The sequence below is a fragment of the Streptomyces sp. NPDC048416 genome, from assembly GCF_043200435.1.
Classification (GTDB): domain Bacteria; phylum Actinomycetota; class Actinomycetes; order Streptomycetales; family Streptomycetaceae; genus Streptomyces.
This window is the reverse complement of record NZ_JBICXU010000053.1, coordinates 1-24,470: the sequence shown is the minus strand read 5'-3', so window position 1 is coordinate 24,470 and position 24,470 is coordinate 1. Positions and strand designations below refer to the sequence as shown.

At 73.0% G+C, this 24,470-nt stretch carries 19 protein-coding genes; 8 read left to right on the top strand and 11 right to left on the bottom strand.

The features are described from left to right. Positions 1–294 precede the first annotated feature (294 nt). The 7 genes from ACGFW5_RS34455 to ACGFW5_RS34425 all read right to left on the bottom strand — a co-directional run bounded on the left by ACGFW5_RS34455 (position 295) and on the right by ACGFW5_RS34425 (position 7,263). On the bottom strand, positions 295–1,494 hold the full coding sequence (locus ACGFW5_RS34455; RefSeq protein WP_393838290.1) for a low temperature requirement protein A: 1,200 nt from the start codon (positions 1,492–1,494) through the stop codon (positions 295–297). Positions 1,495–1,773: 279 nt separating this feature from the next. Continuing rightward, positions 1,774–3,105: a two-component system sensor histidine kinase CseC gene (cseC, locus tag ACGFW5_RS34450; protein WP_393838289.1), complete on the bottom strand. Its 1,332-nt coding sequence runs from the start codon at positions 3,103–3,105 to the stop codon at positions 1,774–1,776. Between the two features lie 7 nt (positions 3,106–3,112). After that, the gene (gene cseB / locus ACGFW5_RS34445) at positions 3,113–3,814 is read right to left on the bottom strand and encodes a two-component system response regulator CseB (protein WP_393838288.1); all 702 of its coding nucleotides are present in this window, start codon (positions 3,812–3,814) and stop codon (positions 3,113–3,115) included. A 124-nt stretch (positions 3,815–3,938) separates the two neighbouring features. Next, positions 3,939–4,568, bottom strand: a complete 630-nt coding sequence (locus tag ACGFW5_RS34440) for a hypothetical protein (protein ID WP_393838287.1) — start codon at positions 4,566–4,568, stop codon at positions 3,939–3,941. Between the two features lie 20 nt (positions 4,569–4,588). After that, entirely contained in the window at positions 4,589–5,146 is a 558-nt protein-coding gene (locus ACGFW5_RS34435; RefSeq protein ID WP_393838286.1) for a SigE family RNA polymerase sigma factor, read from the bottom strand. Positions 5,147–5,604: 458 nt separating this feature from the next. Then, the gene (locus ACGFW5_RS34430; protein ID WP_393838285.1) at positions 5,605–6,585 is read right to left on the bottom strand and encodes an A/G-specific adenine glycosylase; all 981 of its coding nucleotides are present in this window, start codon (positions 6,583–6,585) and stop codon (positions 5,605–5,607) included. Between the two features lie 51 nt (positions 6,586–6,636). Beyond that, on the bottom strand, positions 6,637–7,263 hold the full coding sequence (locus ACGFW5_RS34425; protein WP_393838284.1) for a phosphatase PAP2 family protein: 627 nt from the start codon (positions 7,261–7,263) through the stop codon (positions 6,637–6,639). Positions 7,264–7,439: 176 nt separating this feature from the next. Between ACGFW5_RS34425 and ACGFW5_RS34420 the strand changes: the two genes are divergently transcribed. Further along, positions 7,440–8,270, top strand: coding sequence for a hypothetical protein (locus tag ACGFW5_RS34420; protein WP_393838283.1), 831 nt, complete (start codon positions 7,440–7,442; stop codon positions 8,268–8,270). 602 nt (positions 8,271–8,872) lie between these two features. Here the strand turns inward: ACGFW5_RS34420 and disA are convergent. After that, entirely contained in the window at positions 8,873–9,997 is a 1,125-nt protein-coding gene (gene disA, locus ACGFW5_RS34415) for a DNA integrity scanning diadenylate cyclase DisA (RefSeq protein WP_362729451.1), read from the bottom strand. Between the two features lie 101 nt (positions 9,998–10,098). After that, positions 10,099–11,496 carry a DNA repair protein RadA gene (gene radA, locus ACGFW5_RS34410; protein ID WP_393838282.1) on the bottom strand — a complete coding sequence of 466 codons (1,398 nt, stop codon included), beginning with the start codon at positions 11,494–11,496 and terminating at the stop codon, positions 10,099–10,101. A 354-nt stretch (positions 11,497–11,850) separates the two neighbouring features. On the opposite strand from radA, the gene ACGFW5_RS34405 reads away from it, so the two are divergent. Further along, positions 11,851–13,632, top strand: coding sequence for a hypothetical protein (locus tag ACGFW5_RS34405; protein WP_393838281.1), 1,782 nt, complete (start codon positions 11,851–11,853; stop codon positions 13,630–13,632). Between the two features lie 64 nt (positions 13,633–13,696). Here ACGFW5_RS34405 and ACGFW5_RS34400 read toward each other — a convergent pair whose 3' ends face one another. Beyond that, complete coding sequence (locus ACGFW5_RS34400) at positions 13,697–14,512, bottom strand: hypothetical protein (protein ID WP_393838280.1); 816 nt, start codon at positions 14,510–14,512, stop codon at positions 13,697–13,699. Between the two features lie 52 nt (positions 14,513–14,564). Here ACGFW5_RS34400 and ACGFW5_RS34395 point away from each other — a divergent pair, with 52 nt between their 5' ends. The 3 genes from ACGFW5_RS34395 to ilvD all read left to right on the top strand — a co-directional run bounded on the left by ACGFW5_RS34395 (position 14,565) and on the right by ilvD (position 19,111). Further along, the gene (locus ACGFW5_RS34395) at positions 14,565–15,497 is read left to right on the top strand and encodes a Ppx/GppA family phosphatase (protein ID WP_393838279.1); all 933 of its coding nucleotides are present in this window, start codon (positions 14,565–14,567) and stop codon (positions 15,495–15,497) included. A 165-nt stretch (positions 15,498–15,662) separates the two neighbouring features. Further along, positions 15,663–16,484: a sugar phosphate isomerase/epimerase family protein gene (locus tag ACGFW5_RS34390; protein ID WP_393838278.1), complete on the top strand. Its 822-nt coding sequence runs from the start codon at positions 15,663–15,665 to the stop codon at positions 16,482–16,484. Between the two features lie 776 nt (positions 16,485–17,260). Beyond that, positions 17,261–19,111 (top strand): dihydroxy-acid dehydratase, encoded by a 1,851-nt coding sequence (ilvD, locus tag ACGFW5_RS34385; RefSeq protein WP_393838277.1) that lies wholly within the window; start codon positions 17,261–17,263, stop codon positions 19,109–19,111. 59 nt (positions 19,112–19,170) lie between these two features. On the opposite strand, the gene ACGFW5_RS34380 is transcribed toward ilvD, so the two are convergent. Next, positions 19,171–21,396, bottom strand: a complete 2,226-nt coding sequence (locus ACGFW5_RS34380; protein ID WP_393838276.1) for a PQQ-binding-like beta-propeller repeat protein — start codon at positions 21,394–21,396, stop codon at positions 19,171–19,173. A 250-nt stretch (positions 21,397–21,646) separates the two neighbouring features. Between ACGFW5_RS34380 and ACGFW5_RS34375 the strand changes: the two genes are divergently transcribed. The 3 genes from ACGFW5_RS34375 (at position 21,647) to proC (ending at position 23,880) form a co-directional block, all read left to right on the top strand. Then, a complete protein-coding gene (locus ACGFW5_RS34375) occupies positions 21,647–22,054 on the top strand; it encodes a peptidase (RefSeq protein ID WP_393838275.1) in 408 nt (135 codons plus the stop codon). Positions 22,055–22,347: 293 nt separating this feature from the next. Continuing rightward, positions 22,348–22,887 carry a hypothetical protein gene (locus ACGFW5_RS34370; protein ID WP_393838274.1) on the top strand — a complete coding sequence of 180 codons (540 nt, stop codon included), beginning with the start codon at positions 22,348–22,350 and terminating at the stop codon, positions 22,885–22,887. Between the two features lie 183 nt (positions 22,888–23,070). Next, positions 23,071–23,880: a pyrroline-5-carboxylate reductase gene (gene proC, locus ACGFW5_RS34365; protein ID WP_393838273.1), complete on the top strand. Its 810-nt coding sequence runs from the start codon at positions 23,071–23,073 to the stop codon at positions 23,878–23,880. Positions 23,881–24,470: the final 590 nt, after the last annotated feature.

Below are 24,470 nucleotides of genomic sequence, written 5' to 3'. Positions count from 1 at the left end.
TCAGGCGCGAACGGGGGTGCAGGGGGCGGAGCCCCCGCATGGGGTCTGGGGCGCAGCCCCAGGGGTCAGCTCATTCAATGCGCTGTACGGGCGGGTGGGTGGGAAAACCCCCTGGGGTCTGGGGCGGAGCCCCAGGGAGCTGCACCCTCCGGCATCCGTCACGGGCGGGTGGGTGGGCAACGTCCCCCGGGGTCTGGGGCGGAGCCCCGGGGGGCTGCACCCTCAAGTAGCCGCACGGGCGGGCGGGTGGGCGAACCCCCCCCGGGGTCCAGGGCGGAGCCCCATGGCGCACGCTCACCCGCCCGCCCCGCCCCGATGCACCGGCGCCTCCGCCACAACGCACAGGGCGAGCAGCACGGCCACAGCCACCAGCACCCCCCACACCGGCACCAACCCCGCCCCCGGCACCAACGCGGCCACCACCAGCGCCGCCCCCACCCGCACCCGCACCACCCGCTCGCGTACGCCCGTGAAAGCCGCCCGCACCCCCGCCGTGGCCAGCAGGAACAGCGAGACCCCGCCGAGGACGCACAGCGCCGACGCCGTGGTGAGCCGGCTTCCCGAGCCGAGCACCGCCGTGCCCACCGCGCCGCCCGCCACGGCGAGCCCGAGCTGCACGGGCAGATGACCCAGGACGTAGATGTGCAACAGCCGTGGACTGTGGGCGAGTTCGGCGTGCGCGCCGGGGCGGGTCCCGCTGGCGCTGAAGTACGACCACCACAGACAGGCGCACAGCACGAAGGCGGCGGCTCCGGTCACCATCGCGGGACCGGCCGAGCGTGCCTGGACGAGCCCGTTGGTGAAGCCGAGCACCGACTCGCCGAGCACGATGATGGTGAAGAGGCCGAACCGTTCGCGCAGATGGTCGGTGTGGTGCGCGGCCTTGGCGACCCGGCGGCCCGAGAGCAGCGGAATGGCCAGGTCGACCGCCATCCCGCAGGCCCAGAGCCCGTACCGGACCGGGCCCGCGGGGGCCAGTGGCGCGCCGCCCGCCCAGAACAGCGCCGAGACGACCGACCCGGCGGCGAAGGAACGCAGCAGCGGGACCAGCCGGCGATCGCGCCGGGCCTCAAGGGCGTACAGCGCCGCGACGCCGAGCCGCGCGCCGAGGTAGGACAGGGCGAAGCCGGTGTCCGCGCCGTCGGAGGTTCCCACGGCGCCCACGAACACCGCGAGGCCGCACACCGCCACGAGCCCCGCCATGGTGAGCAGCCGGTGCGATGTGACGTCCCGGTCCGCCCGGTTGGCTCGCACCGCGTACAGCACCCATGTCCACCACAGCGGCACGAACAGGGCGGCCGCGGCGGCGACCGAGCCGAGGCCGGGGTGGGCGCTGATGCGGTGGGTGACCTGGCCGACGGCCGCGACGAAGACGAGGTCGCAGAACAACTCGAACCAGGTGGCCCGCCGTTCGGCCTCCCCGGACGCGGGAGCCTCCGGGCGCGCGGGCGCGGCCGGAAGGACGGACGGTGATGTGCGTTGACCCTCATGCATGGTCAATAGTGTTGCCGTGGCTGGCCGTTGACGCCCCACCGGTCCCCGGAACGCCGTCCGGGAACACGGTGCGATGTGGCACGGCTCGCAGCGGACCCGCGCGCACGGGCGCGGCTCGCAACCGACCGGCACGGCTCGCAGCCGACCCGCGCGGACCGCAGCCGACCCGCGCCGACCGGCACGGACCGCAACGGCCCGGCGGCGCGCCTACGCCAGGCGGCGCGCCTACGCCCGGCGGCGCGCCTACGCCCGGCGGCGCGCCTACGCCCGGCGGCGCGCCTACGCCCGGCGGGCGCCCTTGGCGGGGGCCAGGACGGGGAAGGTGCCGGTGTTGGTCGGCGCGTGCTCGGGGAGCCAGAGCACGGCGATCGCGCCGCCCGCGCCCGGGGCGCCGGACGCGCCCTCGGGTGCGACGTTGCGGAACGTGAGCCGGGCGCCCAGCACCCTGGCCTGGCCCGCGGCGATCGTCAGACCCAGGCCGTGCCCGTTGCCCGCCCGGTCGCTCGACCCGGTACGGAACCGGCTCGGCCCCTCGCGCAGCAGCGCCTCGGGGAAACCGGCCCCGTGGTCGCGGACCCGTACGACGCGGCCCTCGACGGTGACCTCCACCGGCCCGCCGCCGTGCTTGGCGGCATTGCCCAGCAGGTTGCCCAGGATGCGTTCCAGGCGGCGCGGATCGGTGCTGACCCACGACTCGTGGACGACCCGCACCTTCACCTCGGGGTCGAACGCGGCGACCCGGCGGCTGACGAACTCGCCGAGCGCGATGTCCTGGAGCTCGGCCCGCTCGGACGCGCTGTCGAGCCGGGCGACCTCAAGGACGTCCTCGACCAGGGTGCGCATGGCCTGCGCCCGGTTGCGCACCAGCTCGGTGGGGCGGCCCGGCGGCAGGAGTTCGGCGGCGGTGAGCAGCCCGGTGACCGGGGTGCGCAGCTCGTGCGCGATGTCCGCGGTGACCCGGCGCTCGGCCTCGATGCGTTCCTGGAGCGCGTCGGTCAGCGCGTCCACCGCGCGGGCCAGCTCGTCGGTCTCGTCGCGTACGAAACCGCCGATGGCGTCCCGCACCCGTACGTCGGTGTTGCCCTCGGCGACCCTGCCCGCCGCGTCGGCCGCCTTGCGCAGCCGGCGCGAGATCTGGCCGCCGATGAGGATGCCGAGCGCGCAGCCGCCGAACACGACCGCGACCGAGCCGATGACGAGCGCGCGGTCGAGGTCGGCCATCACATTGGAACTGCGGTCGGTGAACGTGGAGTGCAGCGACAGGACGTCGCCGTTGCCCACCGGCACGGCGGCCCAGATGTCGGGCGGCCCACTGCCGCGCTCCTGCACCGAGGAGACCTTGCGGCCCTGGAGCGCCCGGGTCTTCAGGGTGGGCGGCAGCGCGGGATCGTTCAGCTTGGTGCCGAAGCGGACCCGCTTGTTGCTCGTCTCGTAGTAGTTCTGCGCGAAGTTGAGCCGTTCCATCTGCACTTCGCGGGCGTTGTCGAGCATCGAGACGCGGGCGGCGTTGTGCACGACAAGGCTCAGCGCCATCACGGTGAGCGCACCGACCGCGGTGATCGCGATGCTGATCTTCCACCGCACGCCGGTGCGCAGGGCAGGGCGCCTCATCTGTCCCTCATGCCTTCAACTTGTAGCCGAAGCCACGGACGGTCTCGATCCGGTCCTGCCCGATCTTGGTGCGCAGCCGCTGCACATGCACGTCCACTACCCGGGTGTCGCCGCCCCAGCCGTAGTCCCAGACCCGCTCAAGGAGCTTGTCGCGGGACAGGACGGTGCCGGGCGCCGAGGAGAATTCGAGCAGCAGCCGCATCTCGGTCGGCGTCAGGGCGACGGGCGCGCCGTCCTTGCGGACCTCCATGCCCTCGGTGTCGATCTCGATGTCGCCGAAGGCGAGCCCCCGCTCGGGCGCCTCGTCGGAGGTCTCGGTGGCGGCGCCGGGGCCGCCCGCGTGGCCGAAGCGGCGCAGCACGGCACGGATCCGGGCGACCAGGACCGCTCCGTCGAAGGGCTTCGTGACGTAGTCGTCCGCGCCGGCCTCAAGACCGAGGACGACGTCGATGGAGTCGGCGCGCGCGGACAGCATGATGACCGGCACCGTCGACTCGTCGCGGATCCGGCGGCACAGGCTGACCCCGTCGAGCCCCGGCAGCATCACGTCGAGCAGGGCGATGTCCGGCCGGTCGGCGCGGAACGCCTCAAGGCCGGAGAGCCCGTCGGGCATGGCGGTCACGGTGAAGCCGTCCCGCTCAAGGGCGAGCTGGGTGGCTTCACGGATGACGTCGTCGTCCTCGACGAACAGGACATGGGTTTCGGCCATCGCGCTGCTCTCTCAGTTCTCCGGCGGTCTTTTCCCGCGCCCAACGGTAGGGCCGAGGGCCCGGGCGCAGTACCCAGTCTGCGGCATGCCCGCCGTGCCCCCCGCCGCCGCGAGGCCCACCGGGTCAGGGCGAGGCGGGCACGGGGGCGGCGGTTCCGTCACCGTCGACCGCCTTGCTGTAGTCGTTCTCCACCTGGCTCTGCTGGGCGAACTTGCCGGCCGTCCCGCCCGACCAGTGGTAGGTGGTCACGACCTCGCTCGAGGCGAAGGCCGGCTTGTCGCCGGGTGCGTACATCTGCCGGGTCACCACCAGGTCGCCCCGGTCGATCTCGGCGTACACGGGGGTCTCCTCGGCGGTGAAGACGTTGTCGTACGAGGTCCCGGACGCGCGGTACACATACGAGCCGAGGCCCACCGCGTCGGCGCAGTTCATGACGTTCACGACGACGTCCTGGCCGGTCGCGCCGGTCAGGTGCCCGTACGAGACGTCGATGGGGTACTCGTCCTTGGTGCAGGGCTTGAGCTGGGTCTTGACGCGGGCGCTGACCTTCGGGTCGCTCTTGAGGAGCCGCACCGGGTCGACCTTCGCGAAGGGCGCGGGGCTCGACGCGCTCGGCGACGGCGTGGCGTGAGCCACCTTGTCGGGCTGCGCCGCCTCCCCCTCGTCCCGGGTGCCGGTGCCGCCCGTGGAACAGCCGGACACCAACAGCCCGATGGCGGAGATCCCGGCCAGTGCCGTGGTCCCCGCCGTCAAAGCGCTCCCCCTGTGCCTGTTCAGGCCGCGCACCGCTCCCGCCCCTTTACCTCGCCCGCGTTGCCGTGCTCCAGGGCACGGAAGTCGAGCTCGCGGCTCTCCAGCTCCTGGCGGAGCCGGGCCAGCGCCCGGTGCAGCGTGCTCTTGACCGTGCCGGCCGACATGCCGAGGGCCGCGGCCGTCTCCTCGGTGCTCATCTGCTCCCAGTGTCGCAGCACGACGACGCTGCGCTGCTTGGGGGCCAGGACCTTCAGGACGTCCATCAGCAGGGCGCGGTCGGCGCGCTGCTCGGAGCCGTCCTCGACGCGGGCGTCGGGCAGCTGCTCGGTCGGCACCTCTTCGAGCTTGCGGGCGCGCCACCACTCGGTCCGCGTGTTGATCATGACCCGGCGCAGATAGGCGTCGGCGAGGGTCTTGTCGGCGATGCCGTCCCAGCGGCCGTAGGTGCGGGCCAGCGCGGTCTGGAGGAGGTCCTGCGCGTCCACCGGGTCCGGAACCAGCCGCCGGGCACTGCGCAACAGCGCGTCCTGCCGGGTGCGTACGTACTCCTCGAACTCAAGCACCTCGCCCTGCGCCATACCCAACCGCCTCCGTCGTCCCCGTGAGCTGGTCCCGCTCGTCCTGCTGGTCTCTTACGGGAATGAAGCTACGGACGACTTGTCACGAGCCTGTGCGGGGGAGCCGTCGGCGGACGCACGGTGAGCCATCGGTTGTGTAACAGCCGAGGTTTACCGCCGCTTTCCAGGGGTAACGCCGCTCTTCCGGACGTTACGGGCTCAGTCGGACAACGCTGTCGGCAACGATGTCGGGACCGCTGTCGGCAACGATGTCGAGACCCGCTGTCGGTAACACGGCCCTGCAACACGGCCCTGCAACACGGCCCGGCAACACGGCCGGCAACCGGGCCCGGCAACACGGCCGGACGCTGCGGCCAGGGCGATCCCGGGACGCGGGCCGCACGGACCCGCCCCCGCGATGGTTGCCGCGGCGGTCGACGGTCGACGGTTGCCGGGACGGTCGACGGTTGCCGCGACGGTCAGGACCGGACGGGGCCCTCGGGACCGGACGGACCCGTCGGGACCGGACGGGACTGGGGCAGCCGGTAGCAGCCGCCCTCCAGTGGCTCCACGAGGCCGTCCGCGACCAGACCGTCGAGCGCCCGGGCCCGCTGCACCGGCTCGGGCCACACCACGTCGAGCGCCGCCCGCGGCACGGACCCGGTGGCCTCCCGCAGCACGGCGAGCAGCCGGCCGCGCACCTGACGGTCGGTGCCCGCGTACGTCTGGCCGCGCCGCGCGGGGCCCTGATGCGCGGGCTTCCCGGCAAGCCGCCAGGCACACCGCTCGGCGATCGGGCAGCGTACGCACGTCTCGTTCTTCGCGGTGCACACCAGCGCGCCGAGCTCCATGGAGGCGGCCGCCCAACGGGCCGCGGTGGCCTCGTCCTCGGGCAGCAGCGCGCGGGCCAGGCGCCGCTCGGCGGCGGTGGTCGCGGTCGGCGGGTACTGCACGCCGGTCACGGCGCGCGCGAAGACCCGGCGCACATTGGTGTCGAGGACGGCGTGGCGCTGCCCGTACGCGAACGAGGCGACCGCGGCGGCCGTGTACTCGCCGATGCCGGGCAGCGCGAGCAGCTGCCCGTGGTCGGCCGGTACGTCGCCGCCGTGCCGTTCCGTTATGGCGAGGGCGGCGCCGTGCAGGCGCAGCGCCCGGCGGGGATAGCCGAGCCGGCCCCAGGCGCGTACGGCTTCGCCGGGCGCGTCGGCGGCCAGGTCGGCGGGGCGCGGCCAGCGCGCCAGCCACTGCTCGTACACCGGCAGGACACGGCTGACGGGGGTCTGCTGGAGCATGAACTCGCTGACCATCACGCCCCAGGCGCCCGCCTCGGGGCGTCGCCAGGGCAGGTCGCGGGCGTGCTCGCCGAACCATCCGATGACGGATTCGTGGAGGACGGCGGGCTCGGTCGTCTCGTTCGTGGACACGGTGGACACGGGGGGCGTCGTCGGCAGAATGTTCATCGCAGAGCCGATCCTGGCATGTCCGGCCCCGGAAGGGGGCGCGCGGCGTCCTCAGCGGCGTGCGTGCTGCCTGGCATGCGGACGCGCGCCGGGTCCCGCGAACCAGGCGACCGCCGAGACGTCGCTCGTACGCATCGCCTCCGCCAGCGCCCGGACCGGCCGGGCGCCGCCCTTGACGACGAGCAGCGCGATCAGCGAACCGAGCAGCAGTCCGACGGCCACGTCGTGCGGGTAGTGGACCCCGACGAACACCCGCGAGAAGGCCATGGCGAGCGCCATCGGCACGGTGAGCAGCCAGATCCGGGACCAGGCCAGGGCCAGCGCGAGAGCGGCGGCGCCCGCGATGGTGGCGTGGTTGGAGGGGAACGACCAGTCGCCGTGGGCGGGGCAGGCGATCAGCGAGGCCGCGGCGCCCGCCACGGCCCGGCAGGGCCGCTCCTCGTCGATCAGCGACTTGATCACCTCGCTGCACACATAGGCGGCCGCCGTCGCCAGGGGCGCGAGCAGGGCGAGGGCGAACGACGTCGTGTCCCGGCGCCGGGCCCGCCACCAGGCGCAGACGAACAGCACGCCGAACAGCAGCAGGCCGAGCTCCGTCCAGACCTCGACGAAACTCTGCACCCAGGACGGCATGTCGTGGGCGAAGTCGGTGATGTTGCGGTAGAGCTCACTATCCATGGTGACGGACAGTATGAATGATGAAGGAGCGGCGACCACGAGCCGACCGTGGGGTTGCCGGAGCATGGCCTCCTCGTCTCGGAGTGCTTGGCTCCGGGATGATGATCCGCAAAACTTGGGCGGAGTGGCGGCGGGTGGGGCGGGAGTTGGCGCCGATCTCTCGTAAGGTTCGGTGCGTGGGATCTCTGCGCAATCCGGTCGGGCCGCTTCCCTCCTCCATCTATTGGCGACGGAGGGCAGTCGCGCTGTCCTTGATCGCGCTGCTCGCCGTCCTTGTCCTGTGGGCCGTCATGTCCGGTGGCGGCAGCGGGAACAGGAGCGGCGGCACCAACAAGGGCCCCGATCCCACGCATTCGATCACTCCGGGCCCCTCCGGCTCGGGGCCCGCGATCAGCACCGCGCCCGGCGGCCGCGACGAATCCAGCGGCTCGGGCGGTTCGGGCGGGCCGGGCGGTTCCGGCGGAAGCACCTCCGGTGACGGCGGTACGGGTACGGGCCCGGGCGGCTCGGCGGGCTCCGAATCCGGTTCCGGCGGCGGGAGTTCGAGCGGCGGTGGCGGCGGTGGCGGTGGCAACGCGGGCACCCAGGTGCCGGCCGGGTCGAGCCTGCCGACCTGCGCGCCGGGCTCGCTGTCCCTGACCCTGCGCAGCACCAAGACGTCGTACGCGCCCGGTGAGAAGCCCCGTATCGAGGTCGTCGTCAAGAACAACGCGGCGTCCACCTGCAAGGCGGACCTCGGGCCCAAGGGGGCGGTCGTGACGGTCACCTCCACCGGCAACGACCGGGTGTGGTCCACGGAGGACTGCCCCTCGGGTGACGCGAGCGCGTTCTTCCAGGTGCCGGGCAGCTCGTCCATCACGCACACGGTGGAGTGGGACCGGGGGAAGTCCGCGCCCAGCTGTGCGACACCGCCCGCGGGGGCGGTGGAGCCCGGCACGTATCTGGTCGAGGCCCACTTCCCCGGGCTGCCGGTGGCGCGAGCGTCATTCGCCCTGTCAAGGGATTAGGGGGTGTCTGGTGGATCATGGCCGGGGGTGCGGCGCCTGGCACGGCACCTCGCGGCGTTGCCGAAACGCCCCGATAGCTCCGCTATCACGACGTTCCGGCGCCTTGCGATGCACCGCACCAGGCGCCGCACCCTGACCGACCCTGATCCACCAGACACCCCCTAGCCCCCACCCCGCCCTTCCCCCAAACCCACCGGGGATGACGACCCGCGCAGTTCCCCGCGCCCCCAGGGAAGGGCCGGTTTTCGGTGCCGACCGTGCTCGCTTCTCGCGCAGTTCCCCGCGCCCCAAAACCGGTTGTTCACTGCGGGCGCGGGGGCTGGCCGCGCAGTTCCCCGCGCCCCCAAACCGCCTTCGTCCGCCGACCGTGGTCGCTTCTCGCGCAGTTCCCCGCGCCCCCAAAGCCGGTTGTTCACTGCGGGCTGTGGGGGCTGGCCGCGCAGTTCCCCGCGCCGCCGGCAGGGTGCGAGCGGGGGCATCTTCAGCCTGTCCGGCGATTGAGGACAAGCGCCGTTCAGGCGCGAGAGGGGGTCTGGGGCGCAGCCCCAGGGAGCTGCACCCTCAAGTAGCCGCACGGGCGGGCGGGTGGGCGAACCCCCTACTTACACATACCGCTCCAGAATCGAAGACTCGGCCAGCCGCGACAACCCCTCACGGACACTCCGCGCCCGCGCCTCCCCGACCCCGTCGACCGTCTGAAGGTCGTCCACCGACGCGGCCAGCAACTTCTGCAACCCGCCGAAGTGCTCGACCAGCCGCTCGATGATCGCCCCCGGCAGCCGCGGCACCTTCGCAAGGAGCCGGTAGCCCCGCGGGGACACCGCGGAGTCCAGCGTCTCGGGGGAGCCGCTGTAGCCCAACGCCCGTGCCACTATGGGCAGTTCGAGCAGTTCCGCGTGCGTGAGGTCGTTGAGCTCGCGCAGCGCCTCGTCCACCGTCCGCGACCGCTTGGCCGTGGGCTCGGGCACATAGTCCCGTACGACCAGCTCCCGCTCGGGCTCGACCCCGGCGATCAGCTCGTCGAGCTGGAGGGAGAGCAGCCGCCCGTCCGTGCCCAGCTCCACCACGTACTCCGCGATCTCCGTCGCGATGCGCCGCACCATCTCCAGACGCTGGGCGACGGCCGTGACGTCCCGGACCGTGACCAGGTCCTCGATCTCCAGCGCGGACAGCGTGCCCGCCACCTCGTCGAGGCGGAGCTTGTACCGCTCCAGGGTCGCCAGCGCCTGGTTCGCGCGGGACAGGATCGCTGCCGACTCCTCCAGGACCCGGCGCTCCCCGTTCACGTACAGCGCGATCAGCCGCATGGACTGACTGACGGACACCACCGGGTAGTTGCACTGCTTGGAGACCCGGTCCGCCGTGCGGTGGCGGGTGCCGGTCTCCTCGGTGGGGATCCCGGCGTCCGGCACGAGCTGCACACCGGCCCGATGGATCTTGGTGATGTCCTTGTCGAGGACGAGCGCGCCGTCGAGCTTGCACAGCTCGCGCAGCCGCGTCGCGGCGAACTCGACGTCCAGGACGAAGCCGCCTGTGCACATCGAGTCGACGGTCTTGTCGAGGCCCAGCACGATCAGACCGCCGGTGTTGCCGCGCAGGATGCGCTCCAGGCCGTCGCGGAGCGCGGTGCCGGGCGCGACGGCACTCAGCGCGGCGCGCATCAGCGCTTCGTTACCGGAGCCCGTGCCGGACTTTCCGGGTGATGATGCCCGGTCGTTGGCTGCCACTGCACTCCTCCGGTGTTGCTCATACGGCGCGTACTGCTCGCGTACTGCTTGCGTACCGCTCGTACGGACGGGCGAGACCAGGGCAAAGTCTACCGGCGCGGCTACTCCTCCCGTGGGGCCTGTGCCCGACGCCCGCGCGGGAGGACCCGCAGCGCGTCCCCCATGTCGGCGACTTCCGTGACCTTCATACCGGCCGGGACCTTGCCCGGGTCGCTCGGCACCAGGGCGTGGGTGAAGCCGAGCCGGTGTGCCTCGGCCAGCCTGCGCTGGACTCCGGTGACCCTTCTGACCTCGCCCGCAAGGCCCACTTCGCCGATCGCGACCAGGTTCTTGGGCAGCGGTGTGTCGCTGGCCGCCGAGGCCAGCGCGAGCGCGATCGCCAGGTCGGCGGCGGGCTCGGAGAGCTTCACTCCGCCCACCGTCGCGCTGTAGATGTCGCGCTTGCCGAGCGCCGTGATGCGGCCGCGCTGTTCGAGCACGGCGAGCATCATCGAGACGCGCGAGGTCTCAAGGCCCGAGGTGGTGCGGCGCGGGGAGGGGATCTGCGAGTCCACGGTGAGCGCCTGCACCTCGGCGACCAGCGGGCGGCGGCCCTCCAGGGTGACGGTCAGGCAGGTGCCGGGCACCGCCACGTCGCGCCGGGTCAGGAACAGGCCGCTGGGGTCGGCGAGACCGGTGATGCCCTCGTCGTGCAGTTCGAAGCAGCCGACCTCGTCGGTCGCGCCGTAGCGGTTCTTGACGCCCCGTACGAGACGCAGCCGCGCGTGCCGGTCGCCCTCGAAGGAGAGGACGACGTCGACCAGGTGCTCCAGGAGGCGGGGCCCGGCGATCGCGCCGTCCTTGGTGACGTGGCCCACCAGGAGCGTGGACATCCCGCGTTCCTTGGAGGCGCGGATCAGCGCGCCCGCGACCTCGCGGACCTGGGCCATGCCGCCGGGGGCCCCGTCGATCTCGGGCGACGCCACGGTCTGTACGGAGTCGAGGACGAGCAGGGAGGGCTTCACCGCGTCGAGGTGGCCGAGCACGGCCGACAGGTCCGTCTCGGCCGCCAGGTAGAGGTGGTCGTTCAGCGCCTTGATGCGGTCGGCGCGCATCCGCACCTGGCTCGCCGACTCCTCGCCCGTGATGTAGAGCGTGCGGTGATCGTCACTTGCCGCCTTGGCCGCCACGTCCAGGAGCAGGGTGGACTTGCCGACGCCGGGCTCGCCCGCGAGCAGCACGACCGCGCCCGGCACGAGGCCGCCGCCGAGCACCCGGTCGAGCTCGTCGACCCCGGTGGTGCGGGCCGTCGCCTGGCGGCCGTCCACCTGGCCGATGGGCAGCGCGGCCGTGGAGACCCGGCCCGCCGCCGTGGTGCGCACCGCGGGCGCGCCGTACTCCTCGACCGTCCCCCACGCCTGGCACTCGGGGCAACGGCCGAGCCACTTGGCGGTGGTCCAGCCGCATTCGGTGCAGCGGTAGGACGGCCGGTCCTTCGCGGATTTCGTACGGGCAGCCATGGCGTCACCGTATAGGGGCCCACTGACAGTCCCGCCGGGCGGACGTGCGGGGCCGGTGCGAGGGGCCGGAGGCGGGACCGGAGCGGGACCGGAGCGGGGCCGGGAGCGGGGCCGGATTTCTGCGCCCCGCCGTTCGGGTGGATGCCCCCGGCCCGGCGTCGCTCCGGTCACGCACGTCCGTTTGCAGGGTGCGTGATGCGTCTGCCTTTACATGCTGCAGAACGCTGCTGAATGCTGCGAAATGCCACGGAATTCCCGATTCCTGTCCCCCTTTGAGGGATACGTTCACCCGTAAGGATTAAATGTGCTCAACCGGTACGAAGAACCCCTCATGCTGCGCCTACGGTCGCACGCGTGACGAGCAGCAGACTGGATCAACCAGCGCACAACACCGGCGCACACCGGGCGCAGCGCCGTGCGCCCCGCACGTTGGCCCAGCGCCCGCCCGCCCGTTACGAGGCCTACCTGGACGGCCTGTTCACGTACTGCCTCTCCGTCCTGTGCGACCACGACGAGGCCACCGCCGCGCTCGGCGACCTGCTCGCCGTCTCCGAGCGCCAGTACGCGCGCTGCCCGGCGGCCGAGGCCGAACGCAAGGCGTGGCTGTACGCGCTCGCGCGCTGGGCCTGTCTGCGCAAGCTCGCCGAGCGCAGACGCAACCGGCCGGGCGCCCACACGGGACGCGCCACCACGGAACGCGCCACCACGGGCCGGCCCACTCCGGGGACGGCCGCCACGGGGACGGCCGCCACGGGACGCCCCCACACCGGACGCGTCACCACCGCACGCGCCGCCACCGAAGAGGCGCCCGCCGTCGAGATCTCCGGCGAGGAGCAGGAGCGCCGGCGCCGCGAACTCGCCCTGCTCGCCTGGCCCGAGGCCGCCGGCACCACCCCCGAGCAGCGCGAAGCGCTCGAACTCGCGGTCCGTCACCAGCTCGGCGCCCGCGAGGTCGCATCGGTGCTCGGCATGAACTACCCGGCCGCGCGCGAACTGCTCGCCGCCGGCGCCTGCGAGGTCGAGCGGACCCGGGCCGCGCTCGCCGTAGTCGAGATGGGCGGCTGTCCCGCCGTCGCCCAACTCACCGGCGACCACCAGGTGTTGCTGTCCGCGGCGCTGCGCCGCGAGCTGGTCAGGCACGTCGACGACTGCCCCCGCTGCCGCCGCGCCGCCGAGCGCGCGGGCGCCGCGGGGCCCTGGCCCGGCTCGACCGTCACGCCGGCCGCGCTGCCGCTGGCCGAGGCGCCACGGGCCGCCGCCCAGGCCGCGATGCTGCACGTGCCGCGGACGCGCGGCGGAGCCCCCCGCTTCGACCGCACCGGATTCCCGATGGACCCCAAGGACCGGGCCGCCCGGCGCGACCGGCTGCGGGCACGAGCCGTGACCACCACCGTCGTCGCGACCGTCGTCGCAGCCCCCGTCTTCGCGCTCTGGGCCGCCTACCGCGGCGCCCCCGCCACCGGAGAGCCGGAGAGCGGCGCCAAGGTCACCGCCAGCGAGGCCGACACCCCCGGCGGGCTCGACCGGCACGCGTCCGACCGTTACGAGAACGCGGGCAACGCCCGCAGCGCCCCCGACGCCCGCTTCACGGCCGGCAGCCGGGCCCCCGACGTGTCGGTCGAGGTCATCAGCCCCACGACCGCCCCCGCGGGCTCCGCCCGGCTCGCGGTCGCAGCGAGTTCCGCGGGCGACACCACCGTCCTGACGCTCACCTCGACCGGTGACGCGCCGGCCGACTGGTCGCTGCGCAGTCACGCCCGCTGGCTCACGTTCAGCCAGAGCGCGGGCCGGCTCGCGCCCGGCGCCGCCGTCACCGTCTACATCCGGGTCGATCGCGGCCTTGAGCCGCAGCACGCCTGGTCGGCCCGGGTCGAAGTGGCGCCGTCGGGCGCCGCCGTACGCATCAGCGGCGACGGCACCCCGGTCGCGGTCCCCTCGTCGCCCGACCCCGGCGGCCAGGGCGACACCGGCCACCCCGGCCCGCCGGGATCCAGCGCCTCGCCGACCAGCGAGCCGACCCGGACCCCGGGCAGCCCGACCCCCACCCCGACGCAGACACCGCCGAGTCAGAGCGCCACCCCGACGCCGACACCCACACCGACCCAGACGCCGCCCTCACCGACCCAGAGCGGCTGACCCGGCCCGTATCGCATGAACTCCCTTGGAGAACAGGGAAGTTGTCGGGAGGCGTCGCGCCGGGTCATCGCGCCGGGTCGGCGGGGTGCGGTGCGACAAGCGGCAGCAGCGAGGCGAGCCGCGCCTCGCACTGCTCGACCAGGACCGCGTACGCCTGCGGACCCATCAGCTCGGTCAGCTCCGGCCGGTACGTGACGTACACCGGCTCGCCCGCACCGTGGGCGGAGGTCGCCGAGGTGCACCACCAGTGCAGGTCGTGACCGCCGGGGCCCCAGCCGCGACGGTCGTACTCGCCGATCGAGATCTGGAGCACCTTGGTGTCGTCGGGCCGCTCGATCCAGTCGTACGTCCGGCGCACCGGCAGCTGCCAGCAGACGTCCGGCTTGGTCTCCAGCGGCTCCCTGCCCTCCTTGAGGGCGAGGATGTGCAGCGAGCAGCCCATGCCGCCCGCGAAGCCCGGCCGGTTCTGGAAAATGCACGAACCGTTCCAGCGGCGGGTCTGGCGGTCGCCGTCCTCGTCGGTCTGGATCCAGCCCGACTCGGTGCCGACGTCGTGGAACTGCCACAGCTCGGGCGTGAGCCGCGCCACGTGCCCGGCCACCCGCTTCTCGTCGTCCTCGTCGGAGAAGTGGGCGCCGAGCGTGCAGCAGCCGTCGTCGGCCCGGCCCGCCTCGATGCCCTGGCAGCCGCTGCCGAAGATGCACGTCCACCGTGAGGTGAGCCACGTCAGGTCACAGCGGAAGACCTGCTCGTCGTCGGCGGGGTCGGGAAACTCGACCCAGGCGCGCGGGAAGTCGATCCCCTGCTCGTCCTGAATCGCGGGGGCGGGGTTCTTCGGGGGCTTGGCTTTGCCCGGCTTCGCCTTGTTCGTCTTTGGCACACCTCAAGCGTATGTCCGAGGCCACTTCCGGACGCGCAGTAGCGTTCGGTCCATGAGACTCGGAGTCCTCGACGTGGGGTCGAACACGGTTCATCTGCTGGTGGTGGACGCGCACGCCGGTGCCGCGCCGCTGCCGGCGCACTCGCACAAGGCCGAGCTGCGGCTCGCGGAACTCCTCGACGAGGACGGTGCGATCGGGCCGGTGGGCATCGACCGGCTCGTCGCCACCATCGGCGACGCCCTGCTCGCCGCCGAGGACAAGGGTGTCCAGGAACTCCTCCCCTTCGCGACCTCCGCGGTGCGCGAGGCAAGCAACGCGGACCTCGTCGTCGCCCGGGTCCGCGACGAGACCGGCGTCGACCTCGGCGTGCTCTCCGGCGAGGAGGAGGCCCGCCTCACCTTCCTCGCCGCGCGCCGCTGGTACGGCTGGTCGGCGGGCAAACTGCTCCTGCTCGACATCGGCGGGGGCTCCCTCGAAGTGGCGTACGGCATCGACGAGGAGCCGCACGCCGCGGTCTCGCTGCCGCTGGGCGCGGGACGCCTGACCGCGGGCTGGCTGCCGGGCGACCCGCCCGACCCGGCCGACGTACGGGCCCTGCGGCGCCATGTGCGGGCCCAAATCGCCGCCAAGGTGGGGGAGTTCGCGCGCGCGGGGCGGCCCGACCACGTCGTCGCCACGTCCAAGACGTTCAAGCAGCTCGCGCGGATAGCCGGGGCCGCCCGGTCGAGCGAGGGCGCCTACGTGCCGCGCACCCTGAGTCGTTCCGCACTGCGGGAGTGGGTGCCCAAGCTGGCCGCGATGACCACCGAGCAGCGCGCGACGCTGCCCGGGGTGTCGGTGGGCCGGGCGCGGCAGCTGCTCGCGGGGGCGCTCGTCGCGGAGGGCGCGATGGACCTGTTCGACGTCGATGAGCTGGAGGTCTGCCCCTGGGCGCTGCGCGAGGGCGTGATCCTGCGCCACCTCGACCACCTGCCCGTGGGATGACGCGGGGTGACCCGAGGGGCCGACGCGAGGCCGACGACCGGCGCCGGTGGCCGGCCGTGGGCCCGGGGCGGCCGGCGCGGGCGAGCGGGCACCGACGAGTGTGACGTTCGTCGGGCTCACCGGACCGCCTCCCCTCCCGGCGGCGAGGGCCCGTACCCTGTCCGGGTGGCAGAACCAGTGGTGCGCATCCCGGATGCGAAGGTCGCCCTGTCCACGGCGTCGGTCTATCCGGAGTCGACAGCGACGGCCTTCGAGATCGCCGCACGCCTGGGTTACGACGGCGTCGAGGTCATGGTCTGGACCGACCCCGTCAGCCAGGACATCGAAGCCCTGCGGCGGCTCTCCGACTACCACCAGGTCCCGATCCTGGCCGTCCACGCGCCATGTCTGCTGATCACCCAGCGGGTCTGGTCCACCGACCCCTGGGTGAAGCTCCAGCGGGCGAAGGCGGCGGCGGAGAAGCTGGGCGCGTCGGCGGTGGTCGTCCACCCGCCCTTCCGCTGGCAGCGTCAGTACTCCCGCGACTTCGTGAACGGGATCTGGCGGATGGCGGACGAGACGGACGTCAGATTCGCCGTCGAGAACATGTACCCGTGGCGCTACCGGGACCGCGAAATGCTCGCGTACGCCCCCGACTGGGACGTCACGAAGGACGACTACCGCCACTTCACCGTCGATCTGTCGCACGCCGCGACCTCCCGTACGGACGCGATGGCCATGGTCGACCGGATGGGCGACCGGCTGGCCCATGTCCACCTCGCGGACGGGCGGGGCTCGGCCAAGGACGAACACCTGGTGCCGGGGCGCGGCACCCAGCCGTGCGCCGAGCTCCTTGAACGCCTGGCGCTCACCGGCTTCGACGGCCATGTCGTCATCGAGGTCAACACCCGGCGGGCGATGTCCGCCGCCGAACGCGAGGCCGACCTGGCGGAGGCGCTTGCCTTCACCCGCCTGCACCTGGCATCCGCGCCGGCCCGCCACGCCTGACAGACCCGGCCGGCCCCGCGCCGCGCCGCCGAGGTAGCGCTCCCTGGGGCTCCGCCCCGGACCCCGGGGGTCCGCCCGCCCACCCGCCCGTGCGGCTACTTGAGGGTGCAGCTCCCTGGGGCTGCGCCCCAGACCCCGGGGGCTTTCCCACCCTCCCGCCCGTGCGGCTACTTGAGGGTGCGGCTCCCTGGGGCTGCGCCCCAGACCCCGGGCGGGGGCTCCGCCCCCTGCACCCCCGGTCGCGCCTCAAGGGCGCTCGTCCTCAATCGCCGGACGGGCTGAGGATGTGCGTGCTGACCCGCACCAAGTAGCCAGGGGCGCGGGGCTGTGACATTGCGCGGCTTTGCCGCGGTGGGCGCGACCGGCTGGTGCTGGATGCCCTACAGGGGCGCGAGGAACTGCGCGACCAGGCCCGCCGGCCCGCAGCCGGATCCTCAGCCCCCGGAGGGTTTAGGGAAGGGGCGGGGAGGGGCCCCCGGGGCCTGGGGCGGAGCCCCAGCGCACCCCGCCGCACGCGCACCCTGCCGCACGCGCACCCTGCCGCACGCGCACCCTGCCGCACGCGCACCCCGCCGCACGCGCACCCCGCCGCACGCGCACCCCGCCGCACCCGCACCCCGCCGCACCCGCCCCCCGCCGAACACCAGAGCCCACCCCCCCGGGAGGGAGGCCCACATCGCGAACCCCAAGTCCCACCATCCGGACAACCCGTCCAGATCCTGGAGCCCGGCGTAGGCTCACACCAGAGCACCCTCATACCTAGGAGACGAGCGACGATGCCCGAGCTGAGGTCCCGCACAGTCACCCACGGCCGCAACATGGCGGGCGCCCGCGCCCTTATGCGGGCCTCCGGTGTAGCGAGCGAGGACATCGGCAAGCCGATCATCGCCGTGGCGAACAGCTTCACCGAGTTCGTGCCGGGCCACACCCACCTCGCCCCGGTGGGAAGGATCGTCAGCGAGGCGATCCTGGCGGCCGGCGCCGTCCCCCGCGAGTTCAACACCATCGCCGTGGACGACGGCATCGCCATGGGTCACGGCGGCATGCTGTACAGCCTGCCCTCCCGCGACCTCATCGCGGACAGCGTGGAGTACATGGTCGAAGCGCACTGCGCCGACGCCCTGATCTGCATCTCCAACTGCGACAAGATCACCCCCGGCATGCTGATGGCGGCGCTGCGCCTCAACATCCCCACCGTCTTCGTCTCCGGCGGCCCGATGGAGGCCGGCAAGGCGACCCTGGTCGACGGCACGGTCCGTACGCTCGACCTGGTCGACGCGATCTCGGACGCGGTCAACGACAAGATCTCCGACGCGGACATCCTCCGCATCGAGGAGAACGCCTGCCCGACCTGCGGCTCCTGTTCCGGCATGTTCACGGCCAACTCCATGAACTGTCTGACCGAGGCGATCGGCCTGAGCCTGCCCGGCAACGGCTCGGTCCTCGCGACCCACACCGCCCGCCGCGCGCTGTACGAGAACGCCGCCCGCACGGTCGTCGACATCACCAAGCGCCACTACGAGCAGGACGACCACTCCGTCCTGCCCCGCTCCATCGCGACCCGCGCCGCGTTCGAGAACGCCATGGCGCTCGACATCGCGATGGGCGGCTCCACCAACACGATCCTGCACCTGCTGGCCGCCGCCCAGGAGGCCGAGCTCGACTACGGCCTCAGCGACATGGACGCCGTCAGCCGCCGCGTCCCGTGCCTGGCCAAGGTCGCGCCGAACGTCGGCAAGAACCGTACGTACTACATGGAGGACGTGCACCGCGCCGGCGGCATCCCCGCCATCCTCGGCGAGCTGTACCGCGCGGGCCTGCTCAACGAGGACGTCCACACCGTGCACTCCCGCTCCATCAAGGAGTGGCTGGACGCCTGGGACGTGCGCGGCGGATCCCCGACCCCCGAGGCCGTCGAGCTGTGGCACGCCGCCCCCGGCTGCGTCCGCTCCGCGACCGCGTTCTCGCAGTCGGAGCGCTGGGACACCCTGGACACCGACGCCGCCGAGGGCTGCATCCGCGACGCGGCCCACGCGTACAGCAAGGACGGCGGCCTCGCCGTCCTGCGCGGCAACCTCGCCGAGGACGGCTGTGTCGTGAAGACGGCCGGCGTCGACGAGTCGATCTGGACCTTCGAGGGCCCGGCCGTGGTCTGCGAGTCGCAGGAAGAGGCCGTCGACAAGATCCTCACCAAGCAGATCACGCACGGCGACGTGGTGGTGATCCGCTACGAGGGCCCCAAGGGCGGTCCCGGCATGCAGGAAATGCTGTACCCGACGTCGTTCCTCAAGGGCCGAGGCCTCGGCAAGAGCTGCGCGCTGGTCACCGACGGCCGCTTCTCCGGCGGCACCTCGGGCCTCTCCATCGGCCACGCCTCGCCCGAGGCGGCGTCCGGCGGCACCATCGCGTTGGTCGAGGACGGCGACCGCATCCGGATCGACATCCCCGGCCGTACGATCGAACTCCTGGTCTCCGACGACGAGTTGGAGACCAGGCGCGTGGCGCTCGGCGGGGTGTACGCGCCGAAGAACCGCGAGCGCAAGGTGTCCGCCGCGCTGCGCGCCTACGCGGCGATGGCCACCAGCGCCGACCGGGGCGCGGTGCGCGACGTGACGAAGCTGGGCTGACGCCCGCCGGCCCCGGCCGCCTCAGGACAGGCGCGACGGGGCCCGGAGGGACGTGGGTGTCACCAACTGCCCACGTCCCCCGGATCGACCGCGAAGACCGACCCGTCGGGCGACGCGGCATACACCCGGCCCCCGAGGGCGAGCGGCGCCGGGAGAGCCGGAGTGAAGGTGTAACGGCCGCCGTTCATACGGGGGTTGGTCTGCCCGGCGAGTGCTCCCTTGCGCGCGTCGAAGACGAGCAGCCTGCCGTCGGCGCCGGTCAGGAACACCTGGCCGCCCGAGGCGACGGGCCGCGAGGCGCGGGCGAGGCCCGTGTCGAGCCGCCACCGTTCGGCGCCGCGCGCGGAGTCGACGGCGGCCAGCGTCCCGCCCGCGCCGAACAGGAGGACCGTGTCCCCGTCGACCCCGGCCTGCGCCTGGTCCAGCGGGGTCGCGAGCGGTGTGCGCCGCGCGGAGTGCGTGGCGGTGTCGACGCGTACGACCGCCGATGTGAAGCCCCCGGCGTCGGTGGCCAGCAGGAACACGGCCGCGGCGTCGGCCGTCACGGGCCGCAGCCGCCCCTGCGTACGGGCCTGCCACCGGACGTTCCCGGTCGCGGGGTCGACGGCGGCCACGGACGTCGAACCGCCGTCGGCCGAGGCAGTGACGACGTAGGCCACCATGCCGTCTCCGGACACGACCCACTGGGACCGTGAGCTGCCCAGCGGCTTGCGCCACATCTCCTTGCCCGTGCCGGAGTCGAGCGCGGCGACGTGCCCGTCCGCCGTGGTGAGCAGCACGGCCGCGCCGACCGGACGCACCCCGGAGTACGCCGACACGTCGGCGGACCAGGCCGGCTTTCCCGTCTCCGCGTCGTACGCCCGCAGCGGCTGGTGCGGGGCCCGCGCGAGCACCCGGCCGCCCGCCACCGCGGGGGCGTACTCGTCCGACAGCGACCGGCCGCCCGCACCCGGCACCGACCACACCACCTTCCCGCTGAGGGCGTCGAGCCGGGCGAGCGTGACGCCGGGCGCCGAGCAGTACAGCGCGCTCGGGTGCTCACCGGCCGAGCAGAACGCCGTACGGTCCTCCCCGCCGCCGTCGCCATCCGGGCCCAACCGCGTCTGCCAGGGCCGGAATTGGGCGGCGGCGGGCTGTTCCGCGACGGCCACGGTCCCGGTCCCGTCGGGCATCGCCCGGACGGCGGCCACGCCCGCGCCGAGCACCCCGACGAGCGCGAGCGCGGCGACGCCCCAGCGGGCGCGGCGGGCGAAGGGGGAGCGGGCGGGCGCGCCCGAGGACCGGGCCCCGGCCGCCCCGTCCCCGTCCCGCGCACCAAAGGCCGCGCCTCCGCCTCCGGTCCCGGCCCCAGACCCTTGCGCGGCCTCCGACGCGAACTCCGCCCCAGCCCCCCGCGCACCCTCCGACCGGACAGGGTTGCGGAACCGCTGCGTAGGGGTGGAGGCCTCGGAGCCGTACGCGGCCGAGCGCAGCGCCGACATCAGCTCGTCCGGGGTGGGCCGGTCGCCGGGATCCTTGGCGAGGCAACTCCGCAGGACGGACACGAGGTCCGCGGGCACACCGCTCAAGTCCGGCTCGTTGTGCACCACTTGATAGGCCACGACGTACGGCGACTCGGAGTCGAAGGGCCCCCTGCCGGTCGCCGCGTGCACGAGTACCGCGCCCATGGCGAACACGTCGGCCGCGGGCCCGACCTCCCGGGGCCGCTGGAACTGCTCGGGCGCCATGAACGGCGGAGTGCCGATGAGCTTGCCGGTCTCGGTGCGCAGATCGCTGTCGTACGGACGCGAGATGCCGAAGTCGATGACCTTGGGCCCGTCGGCGGCGAGCAGCACGTTGCTCGGCTTGAGGTCGCGGTGCACCACCCCAGCCCGGTGGATGTCGCGCAGTGCCTCGGCCAGCCCCGCCCCGAGCCGGCGCACCTCGGCAGCCGCCAACGGGCCGCTGTCCTTGACCCGTTCGGCCAGGGTGAGCCCCGGAATGTGCACGGTGGCCATCCATGGCCGGGCCGCATCGGGATCGGCGTCGACGACGGATGCGGTGAAGGCGCCGCTGACCCGCCGGGCCGCCGACACCTCCTGCCGGAACCGCGCCCGGAATTCCGGATCGGCGGCGTGCTGGGCGTGCACGACCTTGACGGCGAGCCGCATGCCGGAGGGAGAAGTGGCCAGATGCACCACCCCCATGCCCCCCGAGCCGAGGACGGATTCCAGCCGGTAGACCCCGACGGATTCCGGATCCTCGGAGCCCGGCACCCCGAACCCGATACTGCGCGGCGACGCCATGGCTCACCCCCGAGTGTCCGTTGTACGCGCGCGTCCGGGGGAGCCTAGTCGATGGGGGGTACGGGCCCGATGGGGCTTGCTAGCCTGCGTGTTGCACGCAGAGTGAAGCCATCGGGGAAGCCCACGGGGACCCTTCGGGGAAGCCAACGGGACCCTCCGGGGAAGCCCATGGCACCCCTTGGGGAAGCCCACGGCACCCCGTTCGGGAAGCCCTGGGAAAGGCAACGGGAAGCACATGGGGGAGACGGGCATGACATCGGAATCGGCCGAAACAGCGGTAGCGGCAGCGGCACCCGCGACGACGACGTCGACGACCTCGATTACCTCGGCGACCTCGTCGACTTCGACGGCGTCGGCGGTATCAGCGGTATCAGCGGTATCAGCGGCGTCGGCATCGCTGGGCACTGGCGCTCGCCGCTACCCCGTGGCCCCGGGCGTCGAACTGAACGTACGCAGCGGCCCCGGCACGGACTACACGATCGTCGACACGCTGGACCTGGGCGCCTCGGTCCCGGTGAACTGCCAGACCCCGGGCACCCGGGTGTCCGGCCCGTACGGCACGTCGAACATCTGGGACAACATCGGCAACGGCCGGTACGTGGCGGACGCGTATGTGAAGACCGGAAGTGACGGGTACGTGGCGCAGCGCTGCGGCTAGGGGGTGTCTGGTGGATCAGGGTCGGTCAGGGTGCGGCGCCTGGTGCGGTGCATCGCAAGGCGCCGGAACGTCGTGATAGCGGAGCTATCGGGGCGTTTCGGCAACGCCGCGAGGTGCCGTGCCAGGCGCCGCACCCCCGGCCATGATCCGCCAGACACCCCCTAGGCCGTGCCTGGCGGGCCGGGCGCGCGCCCGACCCCGGTCCGCCGGACACCTGCTGTGCCTCTCGTTCGGATCATGCCGGGTCGTGGGGCAAACGACTCCCCGGGCGACACCCGGGGATAATCGACCCCATGAGCGAGAACACGGGCGAACGCGCCGACGCGGGCAAGGGGGGCGGGGCCACCTCCGGCGGGCGGGCCCCGGGCCCCGAGCCCGAGCCCATCCGTTTCTTCGGCACGACGTGGGTGGACCACGACCACGGGTACGGCCTGCGCCGGGCCGGTGCCGCGGTCGGCTCACTGGCGGCGGCCGCGGCGGCGTGCTTCGTGCTGCGCTTCGCGTACGAGGGGCTGCAACTCGCCGATACCGGCACATTCGTGAACGTGCTGGTCGTCGTGATGTTCGCGATCTGTAGCGCGCTGGCCTTCCGCAAGACGTGGGAGGGCTTCTCGGCCCGCCCGGCCGACCCGGAGGCGGACCGCTCCCTCCAGGGCCTCAAGGCCATCGGCTTCATCGGGTCCCTGCTCGCGTACTTCTTCCGTACCTTCACCGAGGCGCCGGGCGAGGCCCTGCACCGCAAGGAGTACGAGGCGGCCCGCACCCAGTACGAGCGCCGCCGAGGCACCCGGGCGGGCAACCCGGCAACCCGCAAAAAGCCCAAGCGCAAGTAACCCGTCCTCCTGGCGGCCCTGCTCGACGCCCTGTGGGGACGCGATCCTGCCCCCCGCCGCGCACCGCAGACGCGCGCGCGGGCACCCCGTACCGCCCCTCGGACACCACCCGCGCCGCGTTCGCCCCCGGTGCGAGGATGGACGACGCAGGGACGCAAGCGCACCACCAGGAGGGTCACCCCCATGACGCAGACCGTCGCAGTCCTCGGCACCGGCAAGATCGGCGAAGCCCTCCTGAGCGGAATGATCCGGGCCGGCCGGCATCCCGCAGGCCTCCTCGTGACCGCCCGCCGCCCGGAACGCGCCGAAGAACTCCACACCCGCTACGGCGTGGACGCGGTCACCAACGCCGAGGCCGCCAAGCGCGGGGACACCCTGATCCTCGCCGTGAAGCCCCAGGACATGGGCAGCCTCCTGGACGAGCTGGCCCCGCACCTCGCCAACGACCGTCTGGTGATCAGCGCCGCCGCAGGCATCCCGAGCTCCTTCATCGAAGCCCGCCTCGCCTCCGGCACTCCGGTCGTACGCGTCATGCCGAACACACCCGTCCTGGTCGACGAGGGCATGTCGGTGATCAGCGGGGGCAGCCACGCGACCCCGGACCACCTCGCCCATACGGAGGAAATCTTCGGCGGCGTCGGCAAGACCCTGCGCGTACCGGAGTCGCAGCAGGACGCGGCGACGGCTCTCTCCGGTTCGGGTCCGGCGTACTTCTACTACCTGGTCGAGGCGATGACCGACGCCGGAATCCTGCTCGGCCTGCCCCGCGCCCAGGCGTACGACCTCATCGTGCAGTCCGCGGTCGGCGCCGCCGTGATGCTCCGGGACAGCGGTGAGCACCCGGTGAAGCTGCGCGAGGCCGTGATGTCCCCGGCGGGCACGACCATCAGCGCGATCCGAGAGCTGGAGAACCACGGCGTACGCGCCGCGCTGATCGCAGCCCTGGAGGCCGCCCGCGACCGCAGCCGCGCACTGGCCTCCGGCACCGGCTGACACACGCCGCCGCCCCGGGCCGACCGGGACCGGGCCGACCGGGACCGGGCCGACGTCGACCTGATCCCGAAGCCCGAGGTCACAGCCGCGCGAAGCCCCTGAACAGGAGCGTGTCGGCCTCCCGCCAGGGTGTCCCGGCCGAGGGTTGACACGTCCATCCGCGGTACGTAATGTTCTCCGAGTTGTCCGACGTGAGCGCCGACCCCGGTCGGTCCCCGGACAGCCATTCCGCATCAACCACTTCTCATGAACGACACCTCGTCGTCTCATTTTTCGTGCGCTTTTGCGAAATGAGGAATCCGCGTTCGAGAACGCGCCCCGATTGGCGTCGGGGGCCAGGATTCCGCTAATGTCTCACCGTCGGAACGGCCCAACAGCCGGGAAGACAAGCCGACTTGGCCCCGGGAGACCGGGAATCGGGCCCGAAAGGATCTGATAGAGTCGGAGCCGCCGGAAAGGGAAACCCGAGAGGGAGAACCGGAAAGGCACCGAGGAAATCGGACACGAAAGAGTCTGATAGAGTCGGGAACACGAAATACCGAAGGGAAGCGCCCGGAGGAAAGCCCGAGAGGGTGAGTACAAAGGAAGCG

Bases quoted from the DNA above. Each gene is read 5' to 3' on its own strand.
- cseC (WP_393838289.1), bottom strand. From the start codon at position 3,105: ATGAGGCGCCCTGCCCTGCGCACCGGCGTGCGGTGGAAGATCAGCATC.
- ACGFW5_RS34455 (WP_393838290.1), bottom strand. From the start codon at position 1,494: ATGCATGAGGGTCAACGCACATCACCGTCCGTCCTTCCGGCCGCGCCC.
- ACGFW5_RS34380 (WP_393838276.1), bottom strand. From the start codon at position 21,396: ATGGCGTCGCCGCGCAGTATCGGGTTCGGGGTGCCGGGCTCCGAGGAT.
- proC (WP_393838273.1), top strand. From the start codon at position 23,071: ATGACGCAGACCGTCGCAGTCCTCGGCACCGGCAAGATCGGCGAAGCC.
- ilvD (WP_393838277.1), top strand. From the start codon at position 17,261: ATGCCCGAGCTGAGGTCCCGCACAGTCACCCACGGCCGCAACATGGCG.
- radA (WP_393838282.1), bottom strand. From the start codon at position 11,496: ATGGCTGCCCGTACGAAATCCGCGAAGGACCGGCCGTCCTACCGCTGC.
- ACGFW5_RS34375 (WP_393838275.1), top strand. From the start codon at position 21,647: ATGACATCGGAATCGGCCGAAACAGCGGTAGCGGCAGCGGCACCCGCG.
- ACGFW5_RS34370 (WP_393838274.1), top strand. From the start codon at position 22,348: ATGAGCGAGAACACGGGCGAACGCGCCGACGCGGGCAAGGGGGGCGGG.
- ACGFW5_RS34425 (WP_393838284.1), bottom strand. From the start codon at position 7,263: ATGGATAGTGAGCTCTACCGCAACATCACCGACTTCGCCCACGACATG.
- cseB (WP_393838288.1), bottom strand. From the start codon at position 3,814: ATGGCCGAAACCCATGTCCTGTTCGTCGAGGACGACGACGTCATCCGT.
- ACGFW5_RS34430 (WP_393838285.1), bottom strand. From the start codon at position 6,585: ATGAACATTCTGCCGACGACGCCCCCCGTGTCCACCGTGTCCACGAAC.
- ACGFW5_RS34435 (WP_393838286.1), bottom strand. From the start codon at position 5,146: ATGGCGCAGGGCGAGGTGCTTGAGTTCGAGGAGTACGTACGCACCCGG.
- ACGFW5_RS34395 (WP_393838279.1), top strand. From the start codon at position 14,565: ATGAGACTCGGAGTCCTCGACGTGGGGTCGAACACGGTTCATCTGCTG.